The 18,870-nt window shown below is 66.8% G+C and carries 15 protein-coding genes and 1 pseudogene; 7 read left to right on the top strand and 9 right to left on the bottom strand.

From position 1 onward, the window contains the following. Positions 1-271: 271 nt before the first annotated feature. Complete coding sequence (locus AC2A1N_RS03120) at positions 272-1,771, top strand: YifB family Mg chelatase-like AAA ATPase (protein ID WP_180870381.1); 1,500 nt, start codon at positions 272-274, stop codon at positions 1,769-1,771. A 124-nt stretch (positions 1,772-1,895) separates the two neighbouring features. On the opposite strand, the gene AC2A1N_RS03115 is transcribed toward AC2A1N_RS03120, so the two are convergent. The 3 genes from AC2A1N_RS03115 to yidA form a co-directional block, all read right to left on the bottom strand. Continuing rightward, a complete protein-coding gene (locus tag AC2A1N_RS03115; protein WP_343235620.1) occupies positions 1,896-2,282 on the bottom strand; it encodes a hypothetical protein in 387 nt (128 codons plus the stop codon). A 121-nt stretch (positions 2,283-2,403) separates the two neighbouring features. Further along, the gene (locus AC2A1N_RS03110; RefSeq protein ID WP_242893064.1) at positions 2,404-4,722 is read right to left on the bottom strand and encodes a TonB-dependent receptor; all 2,319 of its coding nucleotides are present in this window, start codon (positions 4,720-4,722) and stop codon (positions 2,404-2,406) included. 342 nt (positions 4,723-5,064) lie between these two features. Further along, on the bottom strand, positions 5,065-5,898 hold the full coding sequence (gene yidA, locus AC2A1N_RS03105) for a sugar-phosphatase (protein WP_021201951.1): 834 nt from the start codon (positions 5,896-5,898) through the stop codon (positions 5,065-5,067). Between the two features lie 149 nt (positions 5,899-6,047). On the opposite strand from yidA, the gene AC2A1N_RS03100 reads away from it, so the two are divergent. Beyond that, complete coding sequence (locus AC2A1N_RS03100; RefSeq protein WP_242893069.1) at positions 6,048-6,710, top strand: exopolysaccharide biosynthesis protein; 663 nt, start codon at positions 6,048-6,050, stop codon at positions 6,708-6,710. 89 nt (positions 6,711-6,799) lie between these two features. Here the strand turns inward: AC2A1N_RS03100 and AC2A1N_RS03095 are convergent, their stop codons facing one another. The 3 genes from AC2A1N_RS03095 to AC2A1N_RS03085 form a co-directional block, all read right to left on the bottom strand. Then, entirely contained in the window at positions 6,800-8,110 is a 1,311-nt protein-coding gene (locus AC2A1N_RS03095; protein WP_242893072.1) for a PQQ-dependent sugar dehydrogenase, read from the bottom strand. Next, positions 8,103-8,543, bottom strand: a complete 441-nt coding sequence (locus AC2A1N_RS03090; RefSeq protein WP_180870368.1) for a DUF2231 domain-containing protein — start codon at positions 8,541-8,543, stop codon at positions 8,103-8,105. The genes AC2A1N_RS03095 and AC2A1N_RS03090 overlap by 8 nt, the downstream gene beginning before the upstream one ends. Before the next feature lie 108 nt (positions 8,544-8,651). Continuing rightward, positions 8,652-9,062, bottom strand: coding sequence for a hypothetical protein (locus tag AC2A1N_RS03085; RefSeq protein ID WP_229298491.1), 411 nt, complete (start codon positions 9,060-9,062; stop codon positions 8,652-8,654). A 251-nt stretch (positions 9,063-9,313) separates the two neighbouring features. Here AC2A1N_RS03085 and AC2A1N_RS03080 point away from each other — a divergent pair, with 251 nt between their 5' ends. Continuing rightward, entirely contained in the window at positions 9,314-11,080 is a 1,767-nt protein-coding gene (locus AC2A1N_RS03080) for a S8 family serine peptidase (protein WP_061479727.1), read from the top strand. Continuing rightward, positions 11,080-11,658 (top strand): DNA breaking-rejoining protein, encoded by a 579-nt coding sequence (locus tag AC2A1N_RS03075; protein ID WP_343235621.1) that lies wholly within the window; start codon positions 11,080-11,082, stop codon positions 11,656-11,658. The genes AC2A1N_RS03080 and AC2A1N_RS03075 overlap by 1 nt, the downstream gene beginning before the upstream one ends. Positions 11,659-11,869: 211 nt before the next feature. Here the strand turns inward: AC2A1N_RS03075 and AC2A1N_RS03070 are convergent, their stop codons facing one another. Further along, on the bottom strand, positions 11,870-12,550 hold the full coding sequence (locus AC2A1N_RS03070; RefSeq protein ID WP_242893079.1) for an SCO family protein: 681 nt from the start codon (positions 12,548-12,550) through the stop codon (positions 11,870-11,872). A 183-nt stretch (positions 12,551-12,733) separates the two neighbouring features. On the opposite strand from AC2A1N_RS03070, the pseudogene AC2A1N_RS03065 reads away from it, so the two are divergent. Further along, a pseudogene (locus AC2A1N_RS03065) lies at positions 12,734-12,937 on the top strand (PLP-dependent aminotransferase family protein); the annotation flags it as partial. A gap of 70 nt (positions 12,938-13,007) precedes the next feature. Here the strand turns inward: AC2A1N_RS03065 and AC2A1N_RS03060 are convergent. Further along, on the bottom strand, positions 13,008-14,309 hold the full coding sequence (locus AC2A1N_RS03060) for an aminotransferase class V-fold PLP-dependent enzyme (protein WP_484371474.1): 1,302 nt from the start codon (positions 14,307-14,309) through the stop codon (positions 13,008-13,010). Next, positions 14,309-16,711, bottom strand: coding sequence for a TonB-dependent receptor plug domain-containing protein (locus AC2A1N_RS03055; RefSeq protein ID WP_484371472.1), 2,403 nt, complete (start codon positions 16,709-16,711; stop codon positions 14,309-14,311). The genes AC2A1N_RS03060 and AC2A1N_RS03055 overlap by 1 nt, the downstream gene beginning before the upstream one ends. Positions 16,712-16,912: 201 nt before the next feature. Between AC2A1N_RS03055 and AC2A1N_RS03050 the strand changes: the two genes are divergently transcribed. Both AC2A1N_RS03050 and AC2A1N_RS03045 read left to right on the top strand, forming a co-directional pair. After that, positions 16,913-17,740: an AraC family transcriptional regulator gene (locus tag AC2A1N_RS03050; protein WP_061479734.1), complete on the top strand. Its 828-nt coding sequence runs from the start codon at positions 16,913-16,915 to the stop codon at positions 17,738-17,740. 13 nt (positions 17,741-17,753) lie between these two features. Continuing rightward, positions 17,754-18,833, top strand: coding sequence for an alpha/beta hydrolase family protein (locus tag AC2A1N_RS03045; RefSeq protein WP_061479735.1), 1,080 nt, complete (start codon positions 17,754-17,756; stop codon positions 18,831-18,833). Positions 18,834-18,870 lie beyond the last annotated feature (37 nt).

The following is an 18,870-nucleotide window of genomic DNA, read 5'->3' as shown; positions in this document are numbered from 1 at the left end:
GGAATTTTCTTGGATTTCCGCAGTCTCCCGGGCGCAGATCCAGTGAGGTGAAAGGCCGGCGCGGGCGAGCGGCAACGGCCTATTCCCCGGCGTTGTTCCACGTCATACCGGTTGAGTTCCGACACTCGATCGCGGACACCGGCCGCTATGAAGCGCGCAGGCGCACTCCAACGGTCTGCCGGAATCCCCCTAGCCGCTTCACCTGAAATCCCCGATATCCCACGCGGAACGCCTGCCGCACCATCAAGCGCCCCTCCGCAGGAAACCACACATGAGCCTGGCGCTGGTCCACAGCCGTGCCCGCGCCGGGGTCGATGCCCCGCTGGTGCGGGTGGAAGTGCATCTCTCCGGTGGCCTGCCTGCCACCCAGATTGTCGGCCTGGCCGAGACCAGCGTGCGTGAATCCCGTGAGCGCGTGCGTGCCGCCCTTCTTTGCGCGCGCTTCGACTTTCCGCAGCGACGCATCACGCTCAACCTCGCGCCCGCTGACCTGCCCAAGGAAGGTGGGCGTTACGACCTGGCCATCGCGCTGGGCATTCTGGCGGCCAGCGGCCAGGTCGATCCACAGTCGCTGTTGCAGTACGAATTCCTGGGCGAGCTTGGCCTGACCGGCGAGCTGCGCCCGGTGGCTGGCGCGCTGCCGGCGGCGATTGCGGCGGCTGATGCCGGGCGCATTCTGGTGGTGCCGCCGGGTAATGCCGCGGAGGCAGCATTAGCCGAGCACGCGGACGTGCGCGTGGCCCGCACGCTGCTGGAATGCTGTGCAGGGTTGGGCAATCCGCGCCTGCTACCACCCGTGGAGCGCGTGGACACGACGCCGTTGCCACTGCCCGATCTGGCCGACGTGCGCGGGCAGGCGCATGCGCGGCGCGCGTTGGAAGTCGCCGCTGCCGGTGGTCACCATCTTCTGTTGATCGGCAGCCCTGGCTGCGGCAAGACACTGTTGGCCTCGCGCCTGCCCAGCCTGTTGCCGGATACAGAGGAGGGTGAAGCGCTGCAGCTGGCCGCGATTGCCTCGGTGAGTGGCGAAGGGCTGGACCCAAGACGTTGGCGGCAGCGGCCCTTTAGAGCGCCCCATCACAGCGCGAGCGCGGCGGCGCTGGTGGGTGGGGGCAACCCGCCCTGCCCCGGTGAAATATCACTGGCCCACCATGGAGTCCTCTTCCTTGATGAGCTCCCAGAATGGAACCGCAGCGCGCTGGAAACCCTGCGCGAGCCACTGGAATCCGGCCACATCCGCATCGCCCGCGCGGCGCGCAGCGTGCAGTACCCCGCGCGGTTCCAACTGGTGGCTGCGATGAATCCCTGCCCGTGCGGCTGGGCCGGTGACCGCAGCAACCGTTGCCTGTGCAGCGACGAGCGCATCAACCGCTATCGTGCGCGCGTGTCCGGCCCGCTGCTGGACCGCATCGATCTGCATATCGGCGTAACGCGAATGGACGCGGTGGAGCTGCGGGAGAGCACGCCGCTGGGTGAGCCCAGTGCTGCGGTACGTGCACGGGTGGAAGCCGCCCATGCCCGGCAGCAGGCACGTGGCGGGCTCAATGCACATCTGCCGCCAGCGGCGCTGCGAGCCTGTACCCGACTCAGCGAGGCAGATCAGGACATGCTGGAGCAGGCCATCGAGCGTCTGCAGCTTTCCGCACGTGCGATGCACCGGATTCTGCGGGTGGCGCGCACGATTGCGGATCTGGCGGGTTGTGAAACGATCCAGACGGCGCATCTGGCTGAGGCGATTGGCTATCGGCAGTTGGATCGGGGAAAGCCTTAGAAATGCCGGTCGGGTTGGCTATTGGTAGAGTCGACCGTTGGTCGACTCTCGCGCGAAGCGCGGCCTTCTGAGAGGTAGATGCGAAGAGCGGTCGACTAACAGTCGACCCTACCAAGGGCAGGCATCAGGCTGCCGAATGCAACCGTCCCCGCTTCGCCAGCAACGCCACCCGACGGCTGACCAGCGCGTGCAGCTCCGCCAGCTCCGACGCCCGGTCAGCCGTCGTGTTCCCGCCAAACAGCACCCGCGACAACGCCGCCTCGTCGCTGTCGTCCGGGTACTGCCACCGGTCCCGGTACACCTTCTGGCACACCAGCCAGGCCAGCCGCAGCCCCCCGCCGGGCAGCGGGCGGACCACGCGTTCGTAGACGTGCCAGAACTGGAACTCGGCCTGCAGGTCGATCACAGGCGCCACGGACGGCGCCTGCCGGGGCCGTCCTGGGCCACGGATGCCGAATAACCGGGTTGGCGGGGTCTGCTGTGCCATGCGCACAGGATGACCCAGCAACATTGTGGGAACCTTGCGTCGCCGCCAGAAAATCCCTGTTGATTGCGCAAGGCGGGCTTCCGGGCGGGTTTTGGGGTCAGAGCGCTTTGCCGTGCAAAGGGCTCTGACCCCGTTCCTCGTCGCCTCAGAACGCCATCGACGTACTGAACATCAGCTGCCGTGGCGCGCTGCGCTGCAGGGTCTGGTAGTCCCCCGAGAACGACGAGCCGGCGATGGTGGCGGTGCCGATGTTGTGGCGATTGAACAGGTTGCTCACGTCCAGCCGCAGCTCCAGCCCGGGCACTGGGCTGTCCGCACCGAATCGATACGCAGCATAGGTGTTGACCTGCCAGAACGTGGGCACGCGGATGTCGTTCTCGTAGGTGAAGGGCTGGCGCAGGTACGAGGTGCTGGTGGCACCAAAGCGCCAGTCACCGAAGTGGGCGGACAGGTCGCTGACCAGCGAGATCTGCGGGTAGCCCGGCTGGGCGTTGCCCTTGATCGGGTACACCGTGTCACCCACCACGAAATCGCTGTCGTAGTACGAACGGGCCACGGCCACGCCTTGGTAGAACTGCAGGTGATCGCTTAGGTCGGCGGTGATGCCAAGGTCGGCACCGATCACGTGCATCTTCGGCATCAGCCGCACGGTGTTGATCTGCGCGAACTGAGTGCCGATGGCCGCCGACAGCAGGCGATTGCGGATGTCGTTGTAGAACACGTCGCCGGTGATCGTCAGCCGATCGAAGCGATGCGACGCGCCCACGGTGAGGTTCCAGTTCTTCTCCGGTCGCAGCGTGCCGGCCACGCGGTCGAACTCTTCCTGGTCGGTGATGGTCCAGGCCGAGGCGGTGTAGCCGATGTTGCCGCGCTGGGCCACGCGGTAGCCGTTCATGGTGTTGGCCAGGTCGATGAAGACGTCGGTGGATTCGGTCGGGCTCCAGAACAGCGAGACGTGCGGCAGGAAGTTGCTCTTCGCGCGCAGCGTGCCGTTCACCGGCCGGTCCTTGGCATCACCCAGGCCGCCACCGCGGGTGCGGAAGTCCACGGCCTTGAAGCCGACACCCAGCTTCAGCGTGTCGTTCAATACGATGTCGTCCTGCAGGTAGAACTGGCGCGAGCGGGTCACCCAGCTCGACGCGTTGTCGGTCTTGAACGCGGGGCCATACACATCGAACGGACCGGTGGCCTTCAGTGGTGGACCCTCGCCCAGCAGCGGCTGCTGGTACCACTCGGTCTTGGCCGCGGCCTTGCTCTTCTCCTGCCAGAAACCGGCGGTGAAGGTGTGCGCGCCGGTCTCGAACTGCAGGTTGACCATGCCGCCCAGCCGGTTGAGGCGCGGCGTCTGCACCTGTTCGGAGAACGGCGCACCGTTGGGCGACGCTACGGTCGGGTCGGTCAGCGTGGCCTGGGTGTGGCTGTTGGCGTTGTACAACTGCACGTTGCCACTTAATGCCGGAGTGATCTGGAAGCGGTGGTTGATCGAGGACACGCGGTCGCGGGTGATCTGGCCGGTATCGTACGGAATCAGTTCGGACAGCTCACCGCAGGTGTAGGCGCCACAGGATTTGTCCGCGTTCTCCGGCGAGGCCACGTACCAGGCCCACGCATAATCGGGATAGAAGATGTCGGCCTTCCAGCCCAGCTTGCGGATCATGTCGAAGGAGATGTTGTTGTAGCCCCAGACCTTGGCCTTGCTGTCGGACAGGAACACGGTGAAGTCACCCCAGGCGACGTCCTGTTGCAGCTTCAGGTCGCCGCGCAGGAAGTTCTGCGTGCCCTCGCCCTGGTACTTGTCGGCAGACACGCGCTGCAGGTCGACAAGTACCTTCGGGCCCTGCTCGCCAAGCTGGCCGGTCTGCCCGGATACGGTGGTGACCAACGTGCTGTTGCTGCCCACGCCCTGCTTCACGCGCAGGCTGGGCGTGTCCTGCAGGTCGCGCAGCCGGTATTCCAGGCTGCCGCCGTTGACGCTGCTGGAGAACACGCTGACCGGTGCGCCACCGGGGCTGACCGTGATCGCGCCGATGCCATCGGGCACGCCCACGTTCACCACGCTGGTGCCGGTAAGCGAGAGGAAGCCGTTGTCGTTCAGCGGCACGCCCTCGAAGGTGATGCCCATTTCATTCATGCGGAAGCCGCGCACGAACAGGCTGGTGGCCGAGATATCCAGGCCCAGTCCATCGGTGGCGGTGTAGCTGGCGCCCGGCACCTGCTTGAGCATCGCCAGGCCGTTGTTGCCGGTGACCATCGCGTCGAGATCTTCGGCCTTGATGATGTAGCGGTTGGGACCGACCACCTGGGTCGGTGCCACGGCGGCGCCACGCGGCGTGGCGATGACCTGCAGGGCATTGAGTGTGGTGGGCGTGTCGTGCGCGGCATCGTGCGTTTCTGCGGCGTACGCAGGGGCTGTGATGGCCGCGATGATCGCCAAGGCAAGGCGCGTCGTGGGTGGGGTGTTCATGGCAGCAGATCCAGGGTGCAGGGGGAAAGCGGCGCAGGCGCACGCCCAGCGCGTTGCAGCGCCGGTGTCGGCGCCCTGGCTGGCAGTGCGATTGCGTTGAGGGGGTAACAGCGCGGTGCGCGTCGGTCAGCAGATGAAGACGATCATCTGCCGCAGGATTCGATGGCGTGATTTCGACGTGCGAAATTCTTGCATCGCGCTGCCGCATCCGCCATTGCACCGTGGTACAGCGCCGATGGCGGTGGGGATGGGTGGGCTATACGCGGGTATAGCCTTGGTCGGCGCTTGCCGTTTGTGTGTGCCAACCAAGGTTGGCACCTACCTGGGCAACTGGACGCGCGGTTACTGCAGAACGAAACGCTCGATCGCGCGCGCCACGCCCTCATCGGCATTGCTGGTGGTCTCGAACCGCGCCACCGCCTTCACCGCGTCGATGGCATTGCCCATCGCCACGCTGGTGCCGGCGTACTGCAGCATGGTCAGGTCGTTCTCCTGGTCACCGATGGCCATCACATTGGCGCGGTCGATGCCCAGGTGCTCGGCCAGCTTCTGCAGGCTCGGTCCCTTGCCGGCGCGGTGGTCGAACACTTCCAGGAAGAACGGCGCGCTCTTCAGTACCGCGAAGCGCTCGGTCAGTTCGCTCGGCAGGCGCGCGATGGCGGCATCCAGCACGTCCGGCGCGTCGATCATCATCAGCTTGATGAAGGACATCGATGGGTCCATGTCCTCCACGCGACGATACGACAGCGGCATCCGCGAGAGATGCGAGTCGGCCACGGTGTAGTAGCTGATGTCCTGGTTGGGCGTGTACATGCGCCGGCTGTCCAGCGCCTGGAAGTGCACGCCCAGGTCGCGGGCGACCTGCTCGCAGAACAGGAAGTCGTCGAAGCTGAGCGGATACTCGACCACGGTTTCGCGCGTGCCGATGCGCTGCACCAGGCCGCCATTGCAGGCGATGCAGTAGTCGTCGTTGCCGTTGATGCCGAGCTCGTGCAGGTACGGCGCCAGGCCGGGGACCGGGCGGCCACTGGTCAGCACGATGTGCACGCCCAGTGCGCGCGCCTGCGCGATGGCCTGCCGAGCGCGTGCGGTGAGCTGGTGCGACGTGTCCAGCAGCGTGCCATCCATGTCGATGGCGACCAGTTCGATGGTCGATTGCCGGCGGCCCATGTCCATTGCGTTCAACTCGTGCGGGGCACGCCAGTTTACCCCCTCATGCCCGGTTCACCTCTTTGCCCACGTTGGCCGGGATACTGCGGCAGCCTGTGCGTCCCCCACCGCAGGACGGCCCGTTGACCGCCCTTCCCTGGAGAATCTTGCGACGCATGACCTACCGTGCCCCCGAAACCAATGACAGCGCGCCCCTGGCCCAGCAGATCGAGCAGATGATCGACGAGCTGCCCGGCGACCAGGTGCGCGTCGGCACCCTGCTCAGCGCGCTGGGCGATGAGGGCCTGCTGCTGATCGTGATCCTGCTCTCAGCCATCTTCATCATTCCGGTGTCGATTCCCGGGCTGAGTACGGTGTTTGGCGCCTCGATCCTGCTGATCGGCCTGAGCCGGGTGCGCAACCGCCCGCTGTGGGTGCCACAGAAGCTGGCCCGCCGCGAGATCGCCACCGACAAGCTGAAGACCAACCTCGGCCGTGCGCTGAAATGGGTGCACCGCATGGAGCGGCTGTCGCGGCCGATGCGGCTGGCGGTGATGGTGCGCTCGAAGAAGATGATGCGCCTGAACAACCTGATGCTGGTGTTCGCGACCCTGCTGCTGATGGCGCCGGCCGGGCCGATACCCTTCAGCAACACGCTGCCGGCGCTGGCGCTGATGTCCTTCGCCATCGGTTTCATCCAGCGCGATGGCGCGGCGGTGGCGGCCGGTTATGGCTTCGTGGTGGCCACGGTGGTGTATTTCGGCGTGCTGCTGGGCGGCGTGGGGTTTGCTGCGGAATCGGTGTTCAGCGGGTTCCGCAGCAGTACCGCGGAACTGTAGAGCCGAGCCCACGCTCGGCTGCTCTTCAACCTGTACGCGGAAACCCCGCGCTGCGCGCGTAAGCCGAGCATGGGCTCGGCTCTACAGAACTACTTGGCCGACACCCGCCACACCACGTCGCCCACGTCGTCGGCGACCAGCAGCGCGCCTTCGGCGTCCATGGCCATGCCCACCGGTGCGCCCATCAGCGTCTTCTCGTCCTTTGAGGCAAAGCCGCTCACCACGGTCTGCGGGCGCCCGGTCGGCTTGCCGTCCTTGAACGGTACGTAGACCACTTCGTAGCCGCTCAGTGGTGAACGATCCCAGCTGCCGTGCTCGCCGATGAAAGCGCCGCCGTGGTACTGGGCCGGCAGTGCCTGGCCGGTGTAGAACAGCAGGCCCAGCGGTGCCACGTGCGAGCCGATGGCGTAGTCCGGCACGATCGCCTTGGCCACCAGGTCCGGCCGCTGCGGCTGCACGCGCTCGTCCACGTGCTGGCCGTAGTAGCTGTAGGGCCAGCCGTAGAAGCCATCTTCCTTCACCGAGGTGAGGTAGTCCGGCACCAGGTCGGCACCGATCTCGTCGCGTTCGTTTGCTACCGCCCACAGCTTCCCGGTGCTCGGCTCCCAGTCCAGCCCGGTCGGGTTGCGGATGCCCGACGCAAAGATGCGGCTGCCACGGATGGCCACGTCCACTTCCAGTACCACCGCCCGGCGGTATTCGACGGCCAGGCCATTCTCGGTGATGTTGCTGTTGGAACCCACGCCCACGTACAGCTTGCGGCCATCGCGGCTGGCCAGCAGTTCCTTGGTCCAGTGATGGTTGATGGTGCTGGGCAGGTCGGTGAACTCGCGGCCCTTGTCCGACATGCGGGTTTCGCCGGGCACGTAGTGGTACTGCATGATGTTGCCGGTGTTGGCCACGTACAGCGTGTCGCCGATCAGCTGGATGCCGAACGGCGAATGCAGGCCCTGGATGTAGACATGCTGGGTCCAGGTGTTCGTTCCCGGCGAGCGGCGCAGCAGGGTGACCCGGTTGCCGCCCTTGCCGGCCTTGCCCGAGCGCGCCTTCACCTTGCCGGCGATCCACTGCTTGGGCGTGGTGACCGGTTCTTCGCCGGGGCCGTTGCCCTCCACCACCAGTACATCGCCATTGGGCAGGGTCAGCAGCCGCCGCGGATGCTGCAGGTTGGCGGCGATGCGTTCGATCTTCAGGCCCTCGGCCACCGTGGGGGTCTGTCCATCAGCCCAGCCGACGCCCTTGGGCACCTGCATCGGCGGCATCAGGAAGTTGGCCGGCTTGGGCAGTGGCGGTTGCGGTCCCGACTGGTCGGCCGGGTGGTACTCGGCCTTGCCGGCACAGGCCGACAGCATCACGGCCAGTGCCAGGGCGCCCACGGTGGGCAGGATGTGCTTAGCCATGACGACCTCCCTGCAGCAGCGGCGGCTGCAGTGACAGCAGGATCAGGCCCAGGGCGATCAGGGCCACGGTCAGCGCCGACAGGATCGTGCCCGGCACTGCAATGGCATACGCATCACGGCTGTGCACGAAGGCATTCCAGATGGCCAGCACCACCGCGACCAGGTTGAGGAAGAAGTCGATGCGGTCGATGCGGGTGGCCGTGCCGTTGCGGCGCCAGACCGCGAACAGGTTGATCAGGCGCGGCACGATGGCGATCAGCAGGCCGAAGGTGATCAGCCAGGCGGCTGCCTTGCCCCACATCACCTCGGCGCTGTTGAGGTAGATCGCGTCGAAGATCAGTGCGCCGACGAAGAAACCGAAGGGTATCGGGTTCAACAGGCTGAACAGCGTGGTGCCGAGGCCGCGATGGGCCTGGGCGAGCGGATTGACCATCATCGTGCTCCGTGCGGAAGGGTGCACGGGCTGTAGTAGCACAGCGCGATGTGAGGGCACGCGATGATGCCCCGGCAGGGCTGCCGCACCCACCGGGCAGGCACCGCACTACGCGGGCTCGTCCTCGCGCACCTCGTGGAAGGGCAGCATCGTCTCGAAGCCGAATTCGTGTTCCATGCTGGTGCGGACCAGGCCGCCGATGGCGTAGTAGCTGGTATTGGCGTGCACATCGATGCCACAGGGACCATCCTCAGCCAGCAGGTGCAGTGTCTGCGCCCTACGCATCTTCACTCTTTCCTCCTGCAGCAGCGTGCGTCGGTGCCGCTTCATCAGCAAGCGCAACTGTTTGATCGTGGTGATATTGAATGTGGCGAGCGCCGGCAGCAGCTCGGCGATATCCGCATCGGTCCAGTAATCATGGCGACGGTGGTACATCGACAGCACCACCTTGCGGATGACGGCAACCGAGAGCGGAGTCTGGTCCGCGCGTGCACGGGCACGCTGGCGTGCCTTCTTCATGTGTGACTTCACCTGCATGCGATTACCCACGTTTCCCGTACCTCGAAGCAAGCACGCGATGATGGCGTGAAGGCATTCGAGTGCCCCGTCATAACTTGACGTACTAAGTGTTTGTGACGCAATTGGCACATTCGCACATTGCGGGTGTGAAGAGGTAGGGGGTTGTTCGTTGTGTCGCGTTTGGCTCGTTGCGATGGGGCAGTTCCGCCCCGCCGTCCTGCCATGCCGATTCACAACAGAAGGATTCGTGTATGAAGCGACACACGCAACGCACCGCGCCACCGCGCTCCGCGCGCCTGGCCCTCGCCACTGCCCTGGTGCTGGGCAGCCTGGCCGTCACCGCCCAGGCCCAACAGGCCGATCCACTGGCGGCAATCCAGTGGCACCTGCTCAACACCGGGCAGACCGTCCCGGCCGACACGCTGCCGGTGGCCGGCAACGATCTGAACGTGGATGGCCTGTTCCGCAATGGCATCCGTGGCCAGGGCGTCACCATCGCCATCGTCGACGACGGCCTGCAGATCGCGCATCCGGACCTGGCGGCCAACGTGGCCGCTGTAGCCGGCAAGAACTTCACCAATGGCTCGAACAACCCCACCCCGACCAATCCCGATGTCGACAACCACGGCACCATGGTCGGCGGCATCGCCGGTGCGGTGGGCGCCAACAACCTGGGCGTGCGCGGCGTGGCCCCGGCGGCGACGCTGAAGGGTTTCAACCCGATTTCGCGCTCAGCCCTGGGCAACCAGCAGAGCAACATCGAGTACGCCTGGTGGGACGGCGCGGAATCGGCCGACGTGCAGGTGTTCAACAACAGCTGGGGCGCCGGCCCGGGCAATCCGAACCTGCCGCTGGCGTACAGCGAAAACACGATTCGTTCGTATGAGCAGGCACTGTCGGGGACGCGCGGTGGCCGCGGCGGCATCTACGTGAAGTCGGCGGGCAACAACTTCAACAATGCCTCGATCAGCCAGACCCAGGATGTCTGCACCACCGACACCAAGAACCGCAACACCGGCTGCGTGCCGGCCGGCCGTGATCCGCGCAACAACCTGTTCAACGTGATCACGGTAGGCGCGGTGCGCGCCGATGGCGTGCGCTCGTCTTACTCCTCCACCGGCTCGGCCCTGTGGGTGTCGGCCTTTGGTGGTGAGTACGGCCTGCAGGCACAGTTTGCGCCCGGCCTGGTGGCGCGCGCGTACGACCCGGCCATCGTCACCACCGACGTGACCGGGTGCGCGCAGGGCAGCAACAAGAACACCAACCGCCAGAACACCCTGGACAGCAATCTGTCGGCCATCGACAGCACCTGCAACTACACCGCCAAGATGAACGGCACCTCGGCGTCGGCGCCGATGGTGTCGGGCGTGGCGGCACTGGTGCTGGAGGCCAATCCGAACCTGTCCTATCGCGATGTGAAGTACATCCTGGCCACCACCGCCACCCGCAACCACCCGAACCAGCCGGCGGTGACGCTGGCCGACGGGCGCACGCTGGTGCCGGGCTGGACGGTGAATGCTGCCGGCCGTGCCTACAGCAACTGGTATGGCTTCGGCGTGGTCAACGCTGCGCGTGCAGTGCAGGTCGCTGAGAACTTCCAGTCGCTGGGCCCGCTGGTCGACAGTGGCTGGCGCAACACGACGCGTACCGTGGCCATCGGCAACACCTCGGCTGCCGCCGCACGCCTGACCTTCCAGTTGGCCAACGGCGCGCGCAACATCGAAAGCGTGCAGCTGGGCTTCCGGGTCAACCACCGCAACACGCGCCAGCTGCAGTTCGTGCTGGTGTCGCCCAGCGGCACCCGCAGCGTGGTGCAACCGGCGTTCACCGCGATCGGTTCAGGCACGGGTGGCGCGCAGAGCAACTTCACCAGCTGGGACCTGCTGTCCAGCAATGCCTTCCTGGATGAGAATGCCAGCGGCACCTGGACGCTGGAAGTGACCGACATGGGGCAGGCCGCGACCGCAGCATCGCGCGGCAACCTCGAATTCTTCAAGATCCGCGTTCTGGGGCACTGATGATGAAGACCACCATTCTGTTGAGCACGCTCGCCTTCGCGGCGATGACCTCCCCTGCCTGGGCGCAGAGCTCGGGGCAGACCCCTCCAGCCAGGACCCTGTCGACCGTGGATGCGCAGGAACTGAAGGCCTCCGCTACCGGCCGCACGTTCGATGTGGGCGGCACGCGTTTCCAACTGTCCCCCTCGGCCACCGTGAAGCAGGCCAGCGGCGGCCAGTTCACGATCACCCCGCAGACGGCGGCGACCACCAGCGCGCGTACCAAGCGTTCGCTGGATGGCGCAACGGCGGCACCTGCCGATGCCGGCGCCGGCAAGTTCGCGGCGGCGGTCTCCCGTGACGGCGCGCCGGTGGTGGCGACGTCGCGGGTCAAGGTGTTCTTCACCGATGCGGCCTCGGCCCAGCGCGCAGCCGCCGCCACTGGCGGTACCGTGGTGAAGGTCTCCAGGGCGTCGGGCCAGGCCATCGTGGAGTACCCGTCGGTGAACGCGGCGCTGGATGCGACCACCAGGCTGCTGTCCACCGCCGGTATCCGCGCGACCGAGCCGGACGTGGTGCAGTGGGAAGAGACCAAGTAAGGCGTTGAGTGGTGCCCCTGGCCGGTTGGCTCTCCTGGCCGGCCGGGGGATTGGTCCTGCGAGGGGCGGCGAGCATGTAGAGCCGAGCCGATGCTCGGCTGCTGTCTGCGCGGCGCGCGCGTGTCGCGTTGAGCCGAGCATGGGCTCGGCTCTACAGCTGTGCCAACCAAGGTTGGCCCCCACCGGGAGCAGTGGTCGGAACCCACCGGCGTCAGCGCGCGGCGAGTGTGCCGCTGTGCTTGAGGTGGCAGCTCGCCAGTGCGTCGTTGCCGGCGGCCGGGTGGCCGGGTTCGAGCAGCAGGCGCTGCACGTCCGAGAACAGCTTTTCCACCGGCATGCCGTATGGCGCGAACAGGCGCAGGCGGCCCTGGCGGTCGAACACGTAGCCACCGGCGATGTGGCTCATCGTGTAGGTCTCCGGCACCGGGCCGGGTTCCTTTTCGTAGAACGCCTTGAAGTCGCTGGCCATCGCCGCCAGCTGCGCTTCGTTGCCGACCAGCGCGATTGCCTTGGGATCGAACGCTTCCACATAGGTGCGTGCAACCTCCGGCGTGTCGCGGGCCGGGTCGACGCTGACGAACACCACCTGCAGCTGATCGGCATCCTTGCCCATCAGGTGCTTGACCTGGCTCAGCTCGACCATCGTGGTCGGGCACACGTCCGGGCAGCTGGTGAAACCGAAGAACAGATAGGTCACCTGCCCCTGCAGGTCCTTCAGGCTACGCACGGTGCCGTGGCTGTCGGGCATCGACCACTGCTGGCCGAGCTCTTCGCAGGCGATGTCCTTGGAGTAGAAGTCCATGCGCGACTGCGCACTGCAGCCGGCCAGCAGGCCGAGCAGCAGGCCTGTGGCCAGGCGCAGGCCACGATGGGGGAACGCAATGCCTTTCATGGTTCGCAGGCTCAGTTGATCATCATGTGGTAGTGCATGCTCCAGATGATCCAGACCGACAGCGCGACGACGATGAACAGGATCACCAAGGCCAGTACGGATCATCCTCGATCGCCAGCAGGCCTTCGCTCTCCAGTACACGCGCCAGCGCCTCGCGCCGCTGCAGCGGCAGGGTCAGCGCGGACCGACGCTACGCTGGTACGTACCGCGCAGCTGCAAGGGCTGGCCATCGCTCCTTCATCGGCGTTCTGCCCTGCGGGGGTGCTGCATCAGCACGGCGTGCGGCTGTCGTTGGGGCTGGCGGCGGATCGCCGGCAGCTGGAGAGCGCGTTGCGGCGGATTGACCGGTTGTTGTTGTCGGACGCGCTGCCGGCGATCGAGCGATAGGCCTGGTAGTGCCGGCCGCTGGCCGGCAACGGCATGCACGGATCATGAGGTTGCCGGCCAGCGGCCGGCACTACCCCAATGCCACCAGCGCCTGCACCAGCGCATCCATCTGCGCCGGCCGGGTGAACACCGACGGTGTCACCCGCACGCAGGCGCCCGACTCCAGGCCATCGCGATGGGTGGTGAAGATCCGATGCTCATCCAGCAGGCGCTTCTGCAGTGCCTGATTCTGTTCTACCGAGGTGTGGCCGCGCAGGCGGAAGCTGGCCAATGCGCTGGCCAGCGCCGGGTCCGGCGAAGACAGCACTTCGATATGCGCCATCTGCCGCGCAGGCACGGTCCAGCGCTCGCGCAGGTAGCGCAGGCGCGCCTGCTTGTTGGCCGCGCCGATGCGCTGGTGCAGCGCGATCGCTTCCGGCAGCGCCAGGTAAGCGGCGAAGTTGACCGTACCGGTGTGCACACGGCTGCCCACGCGGCCATCGTCGGTCTCGCCCATGTACGGGTCGAGGTCCGCAACGCGGCCCTTGCGCACATACATCGCGCCGACGCCGACCGGTGCACCGATCCACTTGTGCAGGTTGATGCCAACGAAGTCGGCCTTGAGCTGCGGCACCGCGTAGTCGATCTGGCCAAACCCGTGTGCTGCATCAACGATCACGTCGATGCCGCGTGCCCGCGCACGTTCGGCGATTTCGGCCACCGGCAGCACCAGTCCATGGCGATGGCTGACCTGGGTCAGCAGCACCAGTTTCAGGCGTGGCAGCCGCGCGAACGCGGCCTCGTAGGCCTGCAGGATCTGCGCATGGTCGGGCACGGCCGGCAGCGCGATGCGCTCGACCTGCACGCCGCGGCGCTGCTGCAGCCAGCGCATCGCGCCGATCATGCTGTCGTAGTCGATGTCGGCGTACAGCACCTGGTCGCCAGGCTGCAGGCGGTTGTAGCCGCCGATCAGCGCCAGCATCGCCTCGGTGGCACCGCGGGTAAGTGCGATCTCTTCGGCGCTCACGCCCAGCAGTTCGGCCACCTGCCGCTGCACCGCCATGTACTGCGCCGGGAACTCACGGCGACCATACCAGGCATTGCCTCGGTTCACTTCAGCGGTGTGGCGCTGGTAGCTGGCCAGCGTCTCGCGGCCCATCGCGCCCCAATAGCCGTTCTCCAGATGGTTCACTTCGTCGCTGATGTCGAAGTGGCTGGCCACGGCGGCCCAGTAGTTTTCATCGCGGGCCAGCACGTCCGGCACCACGGTCGTTGCGGGAATCTGCATGGACGCAGCGTAACGCGTGGCAGCCATGGCCGGCGGTGAAGAAAGTGCGGCTGCGGCCGGCAGCAAGGCGCCGGCACGCAACAGGGAGCGGCGGGCCGGGTCCATCAGAAGCTCAGCCGGTACTGTGCGTACAGGTTGGCGCCGTCGGTGTCGTACGGCGCGTTGCGCGAGTAGACCAGGCCGCGGCTGGCCTGGAACGTGGCCTCATCCGGGTAGCGGTCGAATACGTTGTCGGCACCGACGCGCAGGCTGTGATGTTCGTTGATGCGATAGCCGACGGCCAGGTCGAGGAAGCTCATCGCGCCGAAGCGCTGGTAGATATCGCCCACTGCATTGCCGCTGGAATCGGTCCAGGCGCCGTAGTAGCGCATGCGTGCCATCAGCGACCAGGCGCCGATGTCCCAGCTCCCGGTCAGGCTGCCCTTGTGCTCGGGCAGGCGATCCTCGAACAGCACGCGCTGGGTTTCGTTGGTGGCCACCGAGGTGCTGCCGTTGTCCACGCGGGTGCGGTTGTAGTTGTAGGCCAGGGTCAGCGTCATGCGGCCGGCGCCGAGGTCGCGCAGGTAGTTGCCGACCACGTCCACGCCGGTGGTGGTGGTATCGAAGTCGTTGGTGAAATAGTTCACCGAGGTATAGCCCAGCGGATTGGGCGTACCGGCCGGAATGGCGAAACTGGCCGACTGGCTGAAGCGGTCGCTGAGCTTGATCTGGTAGACATCCACCGAGCCGGACAGGCCCAGGTCGGTGCGCCAGGTCAGGCCCAGCGACGCGGTACGCGATTCTTCCGGCTTCAGCGGCCTGGCGCCGAGCAGCTGCGCCAGCGGATCGTTCGGCGACAGACGGCCACTGGTGAAGATCTGCAGCGTGCGCGTATCCAACCCCTGGGTGGTGCTGGTGGTATTGAGCTGCGCCGGCGTCGGCGCACGGAAGCCGCTGGACAAGGTGCCGCGCAGGGCCACGTCCGGGGTGATCGCGAAGCGCGCCGAGAGCTTGCCGTCCAGCGTGCTGCCGAAGCTGGAGAAGTCCTCGTAGCGGCTGGCCGCACCGATGCTCCAGCGCTCGCCAAGCGGCACTTCCATATCCACGTAGGCCGCCTTGCTGCGCTGGCTCCACTGCCCGGCCTGGCTGGCCGAGAAACCCGGAGCGCCGTTGGAATTGGCCTCCAGGCCCGCGGCCGCGCCCGCACCCACCGCGTACGAGGCCGGGTCACCGGCACGCACCTGGTAGGTCTCCTGGCGGAACTCGCCACCGAAGGCGACGTTGACCGGCTGGGACAGCGCGGCCACGTCCCACTCGTAGCTGAAGTCTGCGTTGGCGTTCTTCTCGGTCTGGGTCAGGCGGCCAAGATCGAACGCGGTCGGGCTGGCCGGGCCGAGCGAAGCGTTGATGGAGTTCTTCAGGCTGTAGTCGATGGCGTTGCGGCCATACGAGGCGCTGACATCCCAGCGCAGCTTCGGCGTGATCTCGCCACGCAGGCCACCGACCAGCTGCAGGTCGTTCTGGACGTTGCCGTACTGCGGGCTGAAGCCGACCGGATACAGCGAGCGCAGGTTCCAGCCGGGGAAGATGGTGGTGGTGCGATAGGCGCCGGTGGTGGTATCCGGGTTGCGCCAGTTGAAATCACTGACGCCATCGCTGTGGCTGTACAGGCCGAACGCATACAGCTCCAGCGTCTCGTTGGCATGGGCCTTCACGTTGAAGCCGACGCGGCGGCTTTCCAGTTCCGGCTGGCCCCAGCGCTGCACCGGATTGGGCACCTCCAGCTCCGGATGTGCAGCCTGGAAGGCGATCGCATCCGGGCGCTGGCGCGTGCGCGAGGTAGCGTCAGAGTTGGACGATTCGGCGAACAGCACCAGGCTGCCATAGTCGCCCAGCGACCAACCGGTGCGCGCACTGAAATCGCGCGAGGCACCGTCGCCCTGCGCGTACTGCGAATAGCCGGCGGTGATCTCGCTACCCGGGCCATCCTCGAGGATGATGTTGATGACACCGGCGATGGCATCCGAGCCGTACTGCGCCGACGCACCATCGCGCAGCACCTCGATGCGCTTGATCGCACTGGTGGGAATCTGTGCCAGATCAGCGGCCTGCGCACCGCGGTTGCCGAGCAGCGCGCTGCGATGGAAGCGGCGACCGTTGACCAGCACCAGGGTCTGGTCCGGCGACAGGCCACGCAGGGTGGCCGGACGCACGAACACCTGGCCGTCCGCCATCGGCAGGCGCTGCACCACGAATGATGGCACCAGCTGCGCCAGCACGTCCTTCAGGTCGGTGGATTCGACGGACCTGATGTCTTCCTTGGTGAACACGTCCACCGGCGCCAGCGTTTCGAACTGGGTGCGGTTGGACGCGCGGGTACCGGTGACCAGCATCGCATCGAGCTGGGTGGGTGCGGCGCGGCTGCCGCCTGCGGCATCGACCGCATCGGCCTCCGCTGCGATCGCGCCTCCTGCGCTGGCCATGCAAAGGGCAAGGAGGATGGAACGCGAAAGCTTCGAACGATGCACGGCAGGGCTCCGGGAGGGCGCGACAGGGCCAGCACCTGCAGGGATATCGCAGGCCTGGACAAGGCGCGCAGTCTCGGCGCGATCTGTGAACGAGGCATGACGTCAGTGCGACAGCTTGAATCCGCAGAGGCGCAAGAACTGCTAAACGCCGCGCCTGCCGATCCGCTACTGTGCCCAGCATCGGATTCAAGGAACGGCAGGATGAGCGCGGCAGGCAAGGCGTTGTGGTACATCGAAACCCACGCGGACCAGCCACTGGCGCTGGCCGACATTGCCGCTGCGGCGGGCCTGTCGCCATTCCATCTGTCGCGCCTGTTCCAGGCCCGCACCGGCACCTCGGTGGTGCGCTACCTGCGCGGGCGCCGCCTGACCGCTGCCGCGCAGCAGTTGGCCAACGGCGCCGGCGACATCCTGCAGGTGGCGCTGGGGGCCGGCTACACCACCCATGCTGCCTTCACCCGTGCCTTCAGCGAACAGTTCGGGCAGACACCGGAACGGGTACGCGAACAGGGCACCGATGGGCTGACGCTGGTGCAGGCGATCCGCCTGGACGAGGCCCCGTCAGCCTGCATTGAAGCCCCCCGGCTGCTCGATACGCCCGCGTTCCAGCTGGCAGGCGTCGGCATGCGGCATACCCGCGACAGCAGCGGCGCGATTCCGGGCCAATGGGCCCAGCTCAACCGCGAGTGGCCGACGCCGGCACCGGTCAGCTTCGGCGTGTGCTGCAACAGTGATGACGATGGTAGCTTCGACTACATTGCGGCACTACCGGCAAGCACGGTGCCGAGCGTGCCTGCGCACTGGCGACGCGTGGACATCCCGGCGCACCGCTACCTGGTGGCTTGGCACGGCGGACACATCTCGGCCATCCGCTCGACCTGGTTCTGGTTGCTGGATCATTATCTTCCTGCGTCCAACCTGAGCCTTGCCGATGCGCCGGATCTGGAGCGCTACGACGCCCGGTTCGACGAGCACACCGGCCAGGGCGGCGTGGAGATCTGGCTGCCGGTGGAAGAACGTCACCACTGACAAGGAGTTGAAGATGCGCATGACCGCTGCTGTGCTGGGAGGAATGCTGCTGGCGTTCGCGAGCGTCGGCGCCGCCCGCGAAAGCGGGGTGGCCGGCGAGCGCCACGGCACGACGACGCTGGCCAGCGCCGCCGTGCGCGACGCAGGGCACCGCGACGCGCTGCGCTACACGGTCTGGTATCCGGCACTTGCAGGCAGCCGGGAAACCGCGCTGACCATCGGTCCACCCGACGCGCCGCTGTTCCACGTCGGCCGGTCGGCCAAGGATGCGCCGGTCGCCGGTGATCGCCTGCCGACCCTGCTGCTCTCGCATGGCAACGGCGGCAGCGCGCGCATGATGGGTTGGCTGGGCACGGCGCTGGCGCGGGCCGGATATCTGGTGATTGCGGTGGATCATCCAGGCAACAACGGCGTTGACACCATGACCCTGCCCGGCAGCCTTCTGACCTGGTTGCGCGCCGATGACCTGCGTGCCGCACTGGCGGCCGTGCAAGCTGATCCGGTGCTGGGCCCGCATGTCGATCCTGAGCGCCTGGGGGTCGCCGGGTTCTCGGCCGGCGGCTACACCGCACTGTTGGCGGCCGGCGCGCGACCGGACCTGCAGCGACTGCTGGCCTTCTGCACGGCGCATCCGGATGACGGCGTCTGCCGGCCCCAGCAGGAAGCGGCAACGCACACGATGGAGGCGCGCGTTGCCGCTGCGGCGTCGCCCGAGCTGTCGCCGTGGATGTCCCACGCCAACGACGCACGCGCCCTTCCCGGCGTGCGCGCGGTGTTCCTGCTGGCACCGGCAATCGTGCAGGCTTTTGCGCCCGAGCAGCTCTCCTCGCTGGAACAGCCGGTGGCGATCGTGCTGGGCGAGGCTGACACGGTTGCGCCACCGCAGAGCAATGGCGAAGCTGCGCGTGCGGTGATTGCGGGCGCTGCACTGCAGGTACTGCCCGGCGTCGGCCATTACGATTTCCTCGCCGCATGCACCCCGACCGGACAGCGGCGGCTGCAGGACCTGTGCAGGACGTCGGTGCCGAAGGCGCAGACCCACGCGCAGGCAGTGGACGCCGCAATACGATTCTTCAACCAGTCACTGCGCTAGTGGCCGCCGGGCAGTCCCCAGCGCTACAGTGAGCGCG

Source organism: Stenotrophomonas maltophilia group sp. SKK55 (genome assembly GCF_057179845.1).
Note: the sequence above shows the minus strand (reverse complement) of the source record. Positions and strands in the feature narration are given on the sequence as shown.

Excerpts from the sequence above, each read along its gene's own strand:
- AC2A1N_RS03120 (WP_180870381.1), top strand. The coding sequence starts at position 272 with ATGAGCCTGGCGCTGGTCCACAGCCGTGCCCGCGCCGGGGTCGATGCC.
- AC2A1N_RS03115 (WP_343235620.1), bottom strand. The coding sequence starts at position 2,282 with ATGTTGCTGGGTCATCCTGTGCGCATGGCACAGCAGACCCCGCCAACC.
- AC2A1N_RS03110 (WP_242893064.1), bottom strand. The coding sequence starts at position 4,722 with ATGAACACCCCACCCACGACGCGCCTTGCCTTGGCGATCATCGCGGCC.
- yidA (WP_021201951.1), bottom strand. The coding sequence starts at position 5,898 with ATGGACATGGGCCGCCGGCAATCGACCATCGAACTGGTCGCCATCGAC.
- AC2A1N_RS03100 (WP_242893069.1), top strand. The coding sequence starts at position 6,048 with ATGACCTACCGTGCCCCCGAAACCAATGACAGCGCGCCCCTGGCCCAG.
- AC2A1N_RS03095 (WP_242893072.1), bottom strand. The coding sequence starts at position 8,110 with ATGGCTAAGCACATCCTGCCCACCGTGGGCGCCCTGGCACTGGCCGTG.
- AC2A1N_RS03090 (WP_180870368.1), bottom strand. The coding sequence starts at position 8,543 with ATGGTCAATCCGCTCGCCCAGGCCCATCGCGGCCTCGGCACCACGCTG.
- AC2A1N_RS03085 (WP_229298491.1), bottom strand. The coding sequence starts at position 9,062 with ATGAAGAAGGCACGCCAGCGTGCCCGTGCACGCGCGGACCAGACTCCG.
- AC2A1N_RS03080 (WP_061479727.1), top strand. The coding sequence starts at position 9,314 with ATGAAGCGACACACGCAACGCACCGCGCCACCGCGCTCCGCGCGCCTG.
- AC2A1N_RS03075 (WP_343235621.1), top strand. The coding sequence starts at position 11,080 with ATGATGAAGACCACCATTCTGTTGAGCACGCTCGCCTTCGCGGCGATG.
- AC2A1N_RS03070 (WP_242893079.1), bottom strand. The coding sequence starts at position 12,550 with ATGAAAGGCATTGCGTTCCCCCATCGTGGCCTGCGCCTGGCCACAGGC.
- AC2A1N_RS03060 (WP_484371474.1), bottom strand. The coding sequence starts at position 14,309 with ATGGACCCGGCCCGCCGCTCCCTGTTGCGTGCCGGCGCCTTGCTGCCG.
- AC2A1N_RS03050 (WP_061479734.1), top strand. The coding sequence starts at position 16,913 with ATGAGCGCGGCAGGCAAGGCGTTGTGGTACATCGAAACCCACGCGGAC.
- AC2A1N_RS03045 (WP_061479735.1), top strand. The coding sequence starts at position 17,754 with ATGCGCATGACCGCTGCTGTGCTGGGAGGAATGCTGCTGGCGTTCGCG.